Origin of the sequence: Tabrizicola soli, from assembly GCF_015999335.1 — a bacterium.
Taxonomy (GTDB): Bacteria; Pseudomonadota; Alphaproteobacteria; order Rhodobacterales; family Rhodobacteraceae; genus Tabrizicola; species Tabrizicola soli.
On the sequence record NZ_JAEACP010000004.1, the window covers coordinates 44,443 to 57,291 of the forward strand.

Consider the following 12,849-nt stretch of genomic DNA (forward strand, 5'->3'; position numbering starts at 1 on the left):
CGGGAATTACGAAGGGGGTCACAGCTTGCTGTCCTTGATTGGGGCGAAATTATTCCGTGCGGCAGGAACCTGGGTGCGCGTGCCCGACTGGGCGGGCGGTTGAGCGACGCGGTGGGCAGGTGTCTGGCCTGTTCGATCCATGACACCACCCGGGGCGGCGGTCGGTCCCGAGATCGGCTCTGGTCGGATTGCGACCTGGCTCAGCCGATCAGCCTGTCGCTCGAGGGCCTCGATGGTGCGGAAGCCGGACGGGGAGTTGGGATCGGTGAGGAAGCCAGATTCACGGACCCGGCGCGCCCTCGCCTCCAACAGGATATCATTGTGCAGTTCGCGCAATTTCGGATTGGCTTCCGCCGCATCTTTCTTGATATCGAGGACCTCTTCGAGGTTGAGATCGTTGAAGGCGGTCATGGTCATATTTGCCTCGATCACATCACGATGTCCTTCTGCTGTGATGACGACACGTTGAAGGAAATCCGGATCGATGTGGACGGTCGCCTTCTTCGACTGGCCCGCCGCAAAGCGCTGCAAGGCAGTGGAATTGAACGGGATGCCGAAGGGATTAACCCCTTCCGAGGTCGTACTCATCACGCGTTTCACGCCGAGATGCAGGCAACGGTCGCGCGCCGAAGGCACCTCGATCCCACCATAGGATCGGGAGATCTCCTCGAACTTTTGCAGAGGCGTAGCCCCGAACATGCCGGTACCCCGATGAGGCCGGAAGGGATGTTCGTCGACGAGAAAACGGGTGATGAAGCCGTAGAGCGCATCATGTGTGATCTCCGCCGAGGCCTTGGGGTCATAGCCTTCCAGTTCACCTGGGCGGCTGCCGGTGTAACCAGGCAGAAAGTTCAGCACCTTCCATTGGATTGGACCGAACGTGCGCTCCACAAAGGGCTTGTCGGTGGCGTGATAGATCCGACCGGTCAAGACGATCGCTCCGATACCGAGTTCGGAACCGTAAACGGTGCTATTGCGAATTGCGGTCCCGTTGTCAGCCGAGGTCAGCAGCAGACCCGCAGGCGGTGCAGGGTCATTCTTGCAGCCATAACGGATCCTTTCCTTCGTCTTGTCCCGCGTCGCCATCCGCAGCAGGGCATGGCTGTGATCAGCATCAGCGCTTTCGGCGATGATCCAGGCCAAGGGCAGGCGCGTCGCGATATCGACCATAAAATGGAGCCAGAGCCGGCGGATTTCGTTATTTTCAAGCGCCTCTCCCTCCTTGGCGGGGTCGATATTGCGAGCGCAGAGTGCACCCTTCCCGTCGGTGAAAATCGACAGGTAGGTCTGGTCGATCTCGGCCTTTTCGCCATACATGAGGGCCCGGACATCTGTGGAACCTGCACCCTTCAGGTTTGCGCCTTGGCGCGTACCACTGCGACCAAGCGCAATGACGACATGCGACATCGCCTTGATCCGGGTGCGGATGGAAGTGATCGAGGGAAAGGTGAAGCCGCGCGCAAGCTCCGCTGGGGGCACCTGGAACTCCGCCCGCGCGGCCCCCACAAGCGGGCCCAATTTCGGCTTTGTCACTTTAAGCCAGTTTTCCATGACGTAGGCGATAAACTTCTCCTGGAATGTGCTCATCCTGCGACGGGCCGCACCTTGCGGCCCCTTCTTGTGATCGCAGTCGAGAAGCGCAACCGGATTGCGCCCGTACTTGAGGTATAGGTCGACATACTTCCGGAGGGTCTTTCCCTGTGGCCAGTCGAAGCCGGTTGTGACCCGTCCGCCACGTGTCGTCCCCAAGACGTCATCACCCTGGGCGAAGGTGCGGGCACGGCGCATGAGCTCTTTGCGAACCGGGCCATTGGTGCCCGTGCGGGCGTTCCGGCTCATGGCCCGCTGGGTGAGTTTCCACCCTTCCTCCTCCATCTCCAGGATCGCGAGCACCACCGCCAAGCGGGCAAACACGATATCCTGCTGCTCCGAGGGCAGCTGATCGAAATGCTCATAGCCGCCCGTGTAGGCGAGAAGTGCTTTGCGCTTCTCCTCCTCGGCAGGCTTGGTGACTTTACAGCTTCCTTGCCGGATTGCTTCTTCGATCCGGGAGAAGGAAAGCGTCAGACATTCCCCGTCCTCCTGCCCCTCCACGGCATAGCCATCCCGATCCAGGCCGGTCACCCGCCAGGGGCGACCGTCAAGGATAAGGCTGGACCCCACGGGATATTGAAGAGCGGTGCGGTACTCATCCGGCGAACTGCACCCGGGATTGAAGATTGATGACGGCATGCCAGTCGGCCCAGAGAATGCGCCGGCCGATCAGCCGCATGGCCGCCTGCCAAGCCGTCGCCGGCAGCAGGTCGCACTGGGCGATGAGATCCTTCAGGAGCCAGTAGTTCCCCGCCCGTGCGACGGCCTCGACATGCGCGTCGGCCGACTGATCCCGGTTCCGGTTGAGGTACCAGATGCGGCGCAGGTTGTCGCAGTACGGCCGGGAATAATGGTCGGCATTCACCACCACGGCATCATCGGCGAAGTCAGCCGGGATGGCCTGGAAGATGTCGTCGATTTCGTCCTGCGTCGAAGCCTTGCCGAGACTCCAACCATGCGCACGAAGATGGCGCGCCGGAAGCCGTCACGGAAGGTGATGCGTAAGTCGAAATGGTGGTCCCGGTTTTTTCGGCTGCGCCGGCACCGGTACGTGATCGCAGGAAGCTGGACCTCCAGCCCATGAAGGTCTGGATGGAGTAGCGCCTCCAGCGCGGCGGCGGATTCCGCCTCGCTGTCGAAGTGGTAAACCTGGGGCACTCCATCGGTCGCGAGCGTGCAAGCAGTGAAGGACACCTTGCGGGCAGTGTTGCTGCGGATCAGCGGGTTGCGGGCACCGGCGAAAGGCAGGACACCATGGATGGGCGCGACATTGAGCGCTCCCTCCTTGCCTTTCTTCTTGCCCTTCCGCGAAGATTCCGGGCCCAGGTCCGGCCCCCAGGAAGGGTCGCAGTTTTTGTCGTGGTCTTCAGACATGGGTCTCCTGTCCCGGACATTCCTTGCCCGGGGTGTGGGGGTGAACAGGGTGGGTGTGGAAAACCCGAGCGGTTCGTCAGCGACTCCGCTCGGCGCAATGGCGTTCTGGGCTGGCTCCGGCTCAGACAGAGCCTTTGGGCATTATGATGCAGATCCTCCTTGGTTGTGCGCGCTGGCGCCGGGTTTCTGTCTGGACAGTTTCCGTCGGGGACCCGAAAATCCTCAGAAAAAACATTGAGAAAATTTCGCGCCCGGGCGGAAAAATAAAAAGGCTTATTTTTCTGCAGGTTATCTGAGTTCTTCGGCGACCGATGCTCTTGGGGGCAGAGTTATCCACAGAAAAATCCAGGGGAAGAGCTCAGAGAGTGCGACGATAGCGCATGGCCGGGCAGGCATTTCACCCGGTTGCCGCGCTCGCTCAGTTCAGGAGCGGCCGTCCCTGCATCCAGTCCGCAACTTCCAGCAGACGCATTATCGTCCGCAGGTCTGGCACCCGATCCCGCCCCCCCCCGAGCGCTCCAGGGCAGTGCAGATTGCCTCGATGGACAGATCCGATAGGCCGCGACGCAGGCCCTCGCGCGACGCGAAGGCCTTGAGGTCCCGGATCGTCGGTCGTTCAAGCCGGATCGGCGGACAGCGGCTGAGCAAGGGGGCCGGCAGGCTCGGCCAATCGTTTGACGCCAGGATCCAGCTGATCCAGCTCATGTCGAACCCGACTTCGAAATAGGGGCAGGACCAGTTCCGGGCAGATATCGGTTCGAGCAGCGGCAACATGGCGTCGGTCAGGGAATAGGTCTGCCCCTTGATCGACGTGACGCTGCCCGCTTTCTCGATCTCGTCCAAGACCACCGGGTTTGCAACTCCCTCGGCGATGAGCAAGTTAACCAGGCGGCCCGGGGCGGCGTTGCCCCAGCCACGTTGGCTGCCGACTAGGCCAAAACTGGCGCTGTCCACTGTGGCTTCGGTGACCATTCCGGGCACTCCAAGCCTCCGTGCAAGTGATCTCGCCCAGTGGCTCTTGCCAATCCCTGGCGGGCCATCGAGCAGCATTGCCCCGAACCGGGCCGCAGGAACTTCAGACTGCGCCGACCGACGCAAGCCGTGCCAGGCCTGTTCGGTGGCGCGCCCCATCCAGGGCATCTCGGCATGCAACTCTGCTGCAATCTCATCCGCTCGATGTTCTGGAGAGAGCACAACGAGGTCCACGCCACCGCGCAGCACCTCGAGCCGCTTCCCGTCCTCGGACTTGAGCCTCGTCAGGGGCGAGCGCTCGTCGATGCGGGCCCTGATCCGCTCGGCACGGCGCGCTATCCGTTTCTGAGCAGGATAAGGGATATCGAAGTTGTCCGCTGGCTCCTCGGGGAGGTCCGCTTCATCCGTTGTGCCCACTGCAGACGGAACCTCCTGAGACACTTTACGGGCGTCGAGGCGACGCCAATGTCTGGACAGACGATCCTCGATCCGTTTCTTGAGTCCGGGATCAGGGAAGGTGGCGTGGATGAGGGGGATACGAAGCATCTGTGTTTCCTTGGATATGGATATTGAAAGCCTCCGAGCGGCGGGCACCCGTGGGCGGAGGGGACGAAGTCGATGGGTAAGCGTGCCAACAGCGCCGAAGCGTCATGGGTGCTGGCGACGAATTCCCTATCGGGACGACCAGGGTTCGTGCTGGTCCGTCACGCGAATGATGGCGCCCTCCGCGCCAAGGGATGTCAGTCGAAACAGAAGACGGCGCCCTCTTCCTGCAATCCCGCAGGGACCGGCCAGACCGGCCAATCCACTCTCGAATGCCCCGAGGAAACCCCGGGCATGGCATCCGACTGCAGCCACATGAGGACGGTGAAGTTGCCGTCGACGATCAGGACGGGTCGACCCCGGGCAACGGCTCCCCCTCGATCGGGGATACCAATCCATCCTGTGGAAGAGGGTAGGCACCCCTGACGATACGGCCATGAATGGGCCTTTGGCCTGGGGCTTCACCGCGCTCCTTGGCCCGATCTGTGTCTTGCGGCATCTGGACATCCTGTGTTGCCGCCCGCTGAGCGCCGAGCAGAAGGGTACCCCTCCCGGCCGCCGTCGTGAGGCGTGATTCCTTGGGCGCCGATGTGGATCGCATCGAAGAAATAGAGTAGAATCAATAGTTTAGCGAAAAAATGATTCCGCGCTTGCCCTCGGCGGTGTCGCGCGACGGCCTTCTGGCCCCTGAAATCGGGGGCCAAGTGTCGGCAACCGGCGCGATGCAGCTTGGCCTTCCAGTGTCGTTCCTCCCAAGCAGAACGCACCGCGCGGGGCTATCGCGTCCAATGTAGCCAGGGTCTTGGCTGCACAGTCGGATGAAGCCGACCCTCGGCTGAGCGCCCCACCCCGAACCGATCACGAGCAGCAGCACCGTGCGCGAAAAAACGTGGGGTGCTTCCAAGGTAACACGCATCTGGCGGAGCTGGTTGGATGCGGCAGATTGTCGCGGCTCGCAGTTTTGGGCTTTCCTCAGCGTCAGGGGCCGTGCCCGCAATGGGAGCTCCCGACCCGATTGCTATCCCCGCCTCCATCCGGTTCAATGGCCTCCTAATTGAGGAGACCCGCTTTGAACCAGCAAGCCCTTTCGTCCTTCCTCTGGTCCGTGGCCGACCTCCTGCGTGGCGATTACAAGCAGGCCGACTACGGCAAGGTCATCCTGCCCTTCACGTCCTGCGCCGCCTCGACTGTGTGCTGGGGCCGACCAAGGACGCGGTGCTGGAGGAGCTGGTTACGCGGCAGGCGAAGGGGATGAACCCGGAGCCCTTCCTGCTCCGCAAGGCCGGGCAGACCTTCTACAACACCTCCCGCCTCGACATGAAGCGGCTGATGGGTGACCAGGACAACATCGCCGCCAATCTCTACACCTACGTCCAGGCCTTCTCCCCCGCCGTCAGGGACATCTTCGAGCGCTTCGAGTTCTCTGCCCAGGTCGACCGGCTGTCCAAGGCCGGGCTCCTCTATCAGGTCACCGAGAAGTTCACCCAGATCGACCTGCACCCTACCCGTGTCGACAACCACCAGATGGGCCTGGTCTTCGAGGAACTCATCCGCCGCTTCGCCGAACTCTCGAACGAGACCGCAGGGGAGCACTTCACCCCCCGCGAGGTCATCCGCCTGATGGTCAACCTCCTCTTCGTCGAGGATGACGACGTCCTGTCGAAGCCCGGCGTGGTGCGCACGATCTATGACCCGACGGCGGGCACCGGGGGGATGCTCTCGGTGGCTGGGGAATACCTCACTGAACACAACCCCGCCGCCTCGCTGGTCATGTTCGGGCAGGAGCTCAACCCGGAGTCCTACGCGATCTGCAAGGCCGACATGCTGATCAAGGGGCAGGACGTCTCGAACATCATCTTCGGCAACACGCTCTCGGACGACGGCCACCCCGCGCAGAAGTTCGACTACATGCTGTCGAACCCACCCTTCGGCGTCGAATGGAAGAAGGTGGAAAAGGCCGTCCGCGACGAGCATACCCGCCAGGGTTTCAATGGGCGCTTCGGTCCCGGTCTCCCGCGCGTCTCGGATGGCTCGCTCCTCTTCCTCATGCACCTTTTGTCCAAGATGCGCCCGGCGGTGGACGGCGGCAGCCGCTTCGGCATCGTCCTGAACGGCTCGCCCCTCTTCACCGGGGGCGCGGGGTCGGGCGAGTCGGAAATCCGCCGCTATGTGCTGGAGAACGACCTGGTCGAGGCGATCATCGCCCTGCCCACCGACATGTTCTACAACACGGGCATCGCGACCTATGTCTGGGTCCTGTCCAACCGCAAGCCCGCCCACCGCCGGGGACAGGTCCAGCTGATCGACGGGTCGCACTTCTGGCAGAAGATGCGCAAGTCGCTGGGCTCCAAGCGGAAAGAGATGGGCGATGCCGACATCGCCACCGTGACGCGGCTCTTCGGCGGGTTCCACACGGCGCAGCTGGCCCGGGTCTTCGATGCCGACGGCAAGGAACTGGCCAAGCATGTCGTCCTGGCCGGTGAGACCCCGCCCGCGGCCCCGGAAGGGGGCCGCGTGAAGCTGGCTCCCCTGGCCCGCATCTTCCCGAACGAGGCCTTCGGCTACCGTCAGATCACCGTGGAGCGGCCCCTGAAGGACACCGCAGGTCGCGTGGTGTTGGGGGAACGCGGCAAACAAAAGGGCAAACCGCAGCCCGACAGCGCTCTGCGGGATACCGAGACGGTGCCCCTGGGCGAGGACGTGGTGGCCTACTTCCGGCGCGAGGTGCTGCCCCATGCGCCCGATGCCTGGATCGATGAAGAGAAGACCAAGGTCGGCTACGAGATCCCGTTCAACCGGCATTTCTACGTCTTCGAACCGCCCCGCCCGCTGGAGGAGATCGACGCCGACCTGTCGCAGGTGACCGCGCGCATTCAGCGGATGCTGACGGAGTTGAGCGCATGAGGCGCTATCCGGCCTACAAGGACTCCGGGGTGGAGTGGTTGGCGGAGGTGCCGGAGGGGTGGGTCATGAAGCGTCTGCGCTTTGCAGCCACCCTGAACCCATCCAAATCCGAACTGGCGGATCTTGATCGTGCCGAGGAAGTCTCCTTCATCCCGATGGAGGCAGTTGGCGAGAATGGCGAACTCGACACAAGCAGAACGCGGCCAATTGCCGAGGTAGAGACGGGCTATACCTACCTTCGGAATGGCGACATGACCTTCGCGAAGATCACGCCCTGCCTCGAGAACGGCAAGCGCGCGATGATGCGCGATCTGATCGGTGGGATAGGCTTCGGCACAACGGAACTGACGGTGCTGAGACCGCGTTCGGGGCAAACGACGACCGAATATCTCTTCTGGCTTTTGTCCTCCCCATCGTTTCGCAAGATTGGCGAAGCCTTCATGTACGGCGCGGGCGGACAGAAGCGCGTTCCCGATGACTTCGTGCGGGACTTTCCCGTAGCCCTCCCACCCCTCCCCGAACAAACCGCCATCGCGGCTTTCCTTGACCGGGAGACGGCCAAGATCGATGCGCTGGTGGCCGAGCAGCGGCGGTTGATCGAACTGTTGCGCGAAAAGCGGCAGGCCGTCATCAGCCACGCCGTCACCAAGGGCCTGAACCCCACCGCCCGCATGAAGCCCTCGGGCATTGACTGGCTCGGCGACGCGCCGGAGGGGTGGGAGGTTCGCCCAATTAAGTCAGTTGCCAAACTCGCCGGCCGAATTGGATATCGTGGCTACACCACGGCAGACATCGTCAATGAAGGAGAGGGCGCTGTTACGCTGAGCCCTAGCAATATTCGAGCAGGCGTCGTGTCGTTTCGAGAAAGCACCTACATCAGCTGGACCAAGTATGAGGAGTCTCCTGAAATTCAACTGGCCCCGCATGATGTTGTTATGGTGAAGACAGGTTCAACATTTGGAGAGGTAGGATATATTGCTGACAGCAGCATTCCCGCCGCCACCATCAATCCGCAGCTCGTGATATTTAAGGAGATCGCGTGCCTGCCCGAATACCTGTTTCTTTCACTAAACGCTGCCCACCTTCGTAGTTGCATAGAAGTGAGCAACACGGGCGGGACCATACCTACGATGACACAGGAAACGATTGGCAACTTTAGAGTGGCGCTCCCATCACGCCCAGAACAGCAGATGGTCGTTGACCACGTAAGACAGGCAACGGGCAAACTCGACGCCCTCACCGCCACCGCCGAAACCGCCATCACCCTCCTGCAGGAACGCCGCGCCGCCCTCATCTCCGCCGCAGTCACCGGCAAGATCGACGTGCGCCACCTTGCGCCACAGGAGACGGAAGCCGCATGAACGCCCTTGGTATCGGAAAGCTCCGCCGTGTCGCCCTGCGCGAGGTCTGGAAGCATGAGGCCTATGACTTCACGCAGTGGCTGCAGGAGAACGTTGACGTCCTGAACGACGCGCTGTCCTTCAACCTAGTCAACGTCGACCGGGAACAGGCGGCAGGAGCCTTCAGCATCGATCTGGTGGCGGAGGATGAGAACGGTGGCAAGGTCATCATCGAGAACCAGCTGGAGAAGAGCAACCACGACCACCTAGGCAAGCTGATCACCTACCTGACCGCCATGAACGCGCGGGCGGCGATCTGGATCGTCTCGGAACCCCGGCCCGAACATGTGGCGGCGATGTCCTGGCTGAACGACAACTCCAGCGCGGATTTCTACCTCTTGAAGGTCGAGGCGGTGCAGATCGGCGACTCAGCCCCCGCCGCGCTGATGACGGTGATTGTCGGGCCTTCGGACGACAAGTCGAACGTCGCCCGCACGAACCGTGAGTTCGCCGCCCGCCATGACATCCGCCATTCATGGTGGGTGCGGCTGCTGGAGCGGCCCGACAACAAGCTGCATGCCCATATCGCACCGGGGACGGTGTCATGGACTGGGACCAGTTCGGGCGTTCGCGGGCTGCAGCTCAACTACGTTGTCGGGCAGGACCTGTCCCGCGTCGAACTCTATCTCGACAGGGGCAAGGGTCTGGACGCGGAGAACAAGGCGATCTTCGACCAGCTGATGGCGAACAGGGAGACCATTGAGGCGGCCTTTGGCGGGCCATTGGTCTGGGAGAGGCTGGACGGTCAGCGGTCCTGCCGCATCAAGGCTGACGTGTCGGGCGGATACAGGTCACCCGAGGAAGAGTGGGACGGCATCCAGGCCAAGTTGGTCAACGCGATGAACCGCCTTGAAACCGCCCTTCGCCCGCACCTGAAGACCCTTCGCTGCGTAACGGGTGAGGGAGTGAGCACTTGAGCCTCCATCGGGAAGTCAACCTCGAGGCGGAAATCTGCGCCAAGCTGGCCGCCTCTGGCTGGCTTCACGCTGAGGGCGATGCAGCCCTCTATGACCGCACCCGAGCGCTCTTCCCGGCGGATGTGGTCGCTTGGGTGCAGGCCAGCCAGCCCAAGGCCTGGGAGACCCTGACCAAGAACCACGGCGCAGCAGCCGAAGCGATGCTCCTGGACCGAATCCGCAAGCAGCTGGACGAACGCGGCACGCTGGAGGTCCTTCGCCGGGGGGTGGAGATGATCGGCCTCCGCGCGCCCGTGGCGTTGGCCCAGTTCAAGCCCGCTCTGGCGATGAACAGCGACCTGCAGACGCGCTACGATGCCAACCGGCTGCGGGTGGTGCGGCAGGTCCGCTACTCGCTGTCGAACGAGAACAGCATCGATCTGGTCCTGTTCCTGAATGGCCTGCCGGTGGCGACGGCGGAACTCAAGACCGACTTCACCCAGGGCATCCAGGACGCTGTCGACCAGTACCGCTTCGACCGTCTGCCCGCCCCCAAGGGGAAACCCCCGGAACCCCTTCTGGGTTTCCCCGGCGGTGCCCTGGTGCATTTCGCGGTAAGCGACAGCGAAGTGATGATGACGACGCGGCTGCAGGGGGCCGACACGCGGTTCCTGCCGTTCAACAAGGGGGACAACGGGGGCAAGGGCAACCCGGTGAACCCGAGCGGGCACCGGACGGCATATCTCTGGGACGGGGTCTGGCAGCGCGACAGCCTGCTGGAAATCCTGGGCCGCTACATGGTCGCGACGCGGGACACGAAGAAGCAGGTCACAGGGATGATCTTTCCCCGGTTCCACCAGCTGGACGCGACACGGAAGCTGCAGGGGGCGGTTCTGGAGGAGGGGCCGGGTGGCAAGTACCTCATCCAGCACTCGGCAGGGTCGGGCAAGACGAACTCCATCGCGTGGTCGGCGCATTTCCTGGCCGATCTGCATGACGCGGACCACCGGAAGGTCTTCGACTCGGTGCTGGTGGTGTCCGACCGCAACGTGATCGACACGCAGCTGCAGGAAGCGATCTTCAGCTTTGAACGCACGACTGGGGTGGTGGCGACCATTAACAGCGACGCGGGCGCGAAGAGCGGGCAGCTGGCCGAGGCGCTGGCGGGTGGGAAGAAGATCGTCGTTTGCACCATCCAGACCTTCCCCTATGCCCTGCAGGCGGTGCAGGAGCTGGCCGCGTCTAAGGGGAAGCGGTTCGCGGTGATTGCGGACGAAGCACATTCCAGCCAGACCGGGGAGGCGGCGTCAAAGGTGAAGCTGGTGCTGTCTGCCGAAGAGGTGGCTGACCTGAACGATGGCGGCGAGTTCAGTGCTGAGGACCTTCTAGCCGCGCAGATGGCCGTCCGGGCAAGCGACAGCGGCATCACCTATGTGGCCTTCACGGCGACGCCCAAGGCCAAGACGATGGAGCTATTCGGGCGCAGGCCCGATCCCAGCCAACCCGCTGGCCCGAACAACCTGCCGGAAGCCTTCCATGTCTACTCGATGCGGCAGGCCATCGAGGAGGGGTTCATCCTCGACATCCTGAAGAACTACACGCCCTATGCGCTGGCCTCCCGGCTGGCCAGCGAGGGACAGGAGATCGACGAGGAGGAAGTCGAGCGGAACGAGGCGGTGAAGGCGCTGATGCGCTGGGTCCGTCTTCACCCCTACAACATCAGCCAGAAGGTGCAGGTGGTGGTCGAGCACTACCGCGCCATGGTGCAGCCGCTGCTTGCGGGCAAGGCCAAGGCTATGGTCGTCGTCGGGAGCCGCCTTGAGGCCGTGCGGTGGCAACTGGCCATCGAGAAGTACATTAAGTCCAAGGGCTATGCTCTGGGCACCCTGGTCGCCTTCTCCGGCGAGGTGGTCGACAAGGAGAGCGGCCCGGAGCCCTTCTCTGAGACCAGCAGGGCGCTCAATCCGGGCCTGAGGGGGGACATTCGGGAGGCCTTCAAGGAACCCGACTATCACATCCTGCTGGTCGCCAACAAATTCCAGACGGGCTTCGACCAGCCGCTCCTCTGCGGGATGTATGTCGACCGACGACTGGCGGGCATCCAGGCTGTTCAGACCCTGTCGCGCCTGAACCGGGCATATCAGAGCGGCGGGGTGGCGAAGGACACGACCTATGTCCTGGACTTCGTGAACAGCAGCGAGGACATCCTGAAGGCGTTTCGGACCTACTACGAGACGGCCACGCTCGAAGACGTCACCGACCCGAACATCGTGTTCGATCTGCGAGCCAAGCTGGACGCATCGGGTCACTACGACGACTTTGAGGTGGACCGGGTGGTGCGCGTCGAGTTGGACCCGAAGGGAACTCACGGCGATCTGGTGGCCGCTATCTCCCCCGTCGCCGACCGCCTCCTGAAGGCCTACAGGGCCGCGCAGGAACGTCTTGGAGACGCCCAGAAGCGAGGAGACAGCAACGCCGCGAAGGACGCCCAGGATGAGCTGAACGCCCTCCTGCTGTTCAAGAACGACATGGAGGCGTTCGTCCGCCTCTACAGCTTCCTGTCCCAGATCTTCGACTACGGGAATACAGCCATCGAAGCGAGGAGCATCTTCTACCGGCGCCTCATCCCCTTGCTGGAGTTCGGGCGCGAACGAACATCCCTGGATGTTTCGAAGATCGTCCTGACGCATCACAGGCTGAAGTCACAGGGTCAGCAGCAGCTTTCTCTCGGCGGAGACGCAGAAGGTCTGAAGCCCTTGACAGCCACTGGAACTGGCAGCCTTCAGGAGAAAGAGAAGGCCCGTCTGGAAGAGATACTTGCCAAGCTGAACGACCTCTTCCAGGGCGACGTGACGGACGACGACCAGCTGATCTATGTGAACAGCGTCCTGAAAGGGAAGCTCATGGAAAGCGAAACCCTGGTGCAACAGGCGACCCACAACAGCAAGCAGCAGTTCGCGAACTCTCCGGCATTGCGGCAGGCAATTCTCGATGCAGTCATCGATGCCTTCGAAGCGCATTCGACGATGAGCAAGCAGGCGCTGGATTCCGAGCAAGTACGTGAAGGGCTTAAGGAGGTGCTCCTCGGACCTGGACAGCTCTACGAACAACTGCGCGGAAAGGCTTCGGCAGGTATGACAGGGCCCAACATCTAGCTGCCGATATCC

At 62.5% G+C, this 12,849-nt stretch carries 8 protein-coding genes and 1 pseudogene; 5 read left to right on the forward strand and 4 right to left on the reverse strand.

Annotation, left to right across the window (positions count from 1 at the left end):
- Positions 1-18 precede the first annotated feature (18 nt).
- The 4 genes from I7S92_RS04520 to I7S92_RS04530 form a co-directional block, all read right to left on the reverse strand.
- Entirely contained in the window at positions 19-2,124 is a 2,106-nt protein-coding gene (locus I7S92_RS04520) for a hypothetical protein (RefSeq protein WP_197642299.1), read from the reverse strand.
- A 64-nt stretch (positions 2,125-2,188) separates the two neighbouring features.
- A complete protein-coding gene (locus tag I7S92_RS23110) occupies positions 2,189-2,461 on the reverse strand; it encodes a hypothetical protein (protein WP_242070070.1) in 273 nt (90 codons plus the stop codon).
- Entirely contained in the window at positions 2,455-2,967 is a 513-nt protein-coding gene (locus tag I7S92_RS04525) for a hypothetical protein (protein WP_242070071.1), read from the reverse strand. The genes I7S92_RS23110 and I7S92_RS04525 overlap by 7 nt, the downstream gene beginning before the upstream one ends.
- A gap of 471 nt (positions 2,968-3,438) precedes the next feature.
- Complete coding sequence (locus I7S92_RS04530; RefSeq protein ID WP_242070072.1) at positions 3,439-4,485, reverse strand: AAA family ATPase; 1,047 nt, start codon at positions 4,483-4,485, stop codon at positions 3,439-3,441.
- Between the two features lie 1,102 nt (positions 4,486-5,587).
- Between I7S92_RS04530 and I7S92_RS23115 the strand changes: the two are divergent.
- The 5 genes and pseudogenes from I7S92_RS23115 to I7S92_RS04550 all read left to right on the forward strand — a co-directional run.
- A pseudogene (locus tag I7S92_RS23115) lies at positions 5,588-5,904 on the forward strand (type I restriction-modification system subunit M N-terminal domain-containing protein); the annotation flags it as partial.
- A 102-nt stretch (positions 5,905-6,006) separates the two neighbouring features.
- Positions 6,007-7,386 (forward strand): HsdM family class I SAM-dependent methyltransferase, encoded by a 1,380-nt coding sequence (locus I7S92_RS04535; protein ID WP_242070077.1) that lies wholly within the window; start codon positions 6,007-6,009, stop codon positions 7,384-7,386.
- Entirely contained in the window at positions 7,383-8,747 is a 1,365-nt protein-coding gene (locus I7S92_RS04540; RefSeq protein ID WP_197642300.1) for a restriction endonuclease subunit S, read from the forward strand. Before I7S92_RS04535 ends, I7S92_RS04540 begins: the two co-directional genes overlap by 4 nt.
- The gene (locus I7S92_RS04545) at positions 8,744-9,703 is read left to right on the forward strand and encodes a DUF4268 domain-containing protein (RefSeq protein WP_197642301.1); all 960 of its coding nucleotides are present in this window, start codon (positions 8,744-8,746) and stop codon (positions 9,701-9,703) included. The genes I7S92_RS04540 and I7S92_RS04545 overlap by 4 nt, the downstream gene beginning before the upstream one ends.
- On the forward strand, positions 9,700-12,837 hold the full coding sequence (locus I7S92_RS04550; RefSeq protein WP_197642302.1) for a type I restriction endonuclease subunit R: 3,138 nt from the start codon (positions 9,700-9,702) through the stop codon (positions 12,835-12,837). The genes I7S92_RS04545 and I7S92_RS04550 overlap by 4 nt, the downstream gene beginning before the upstream one ends.
- Positions 12,838-12,849: the final 12 nt, after the last annotated feature.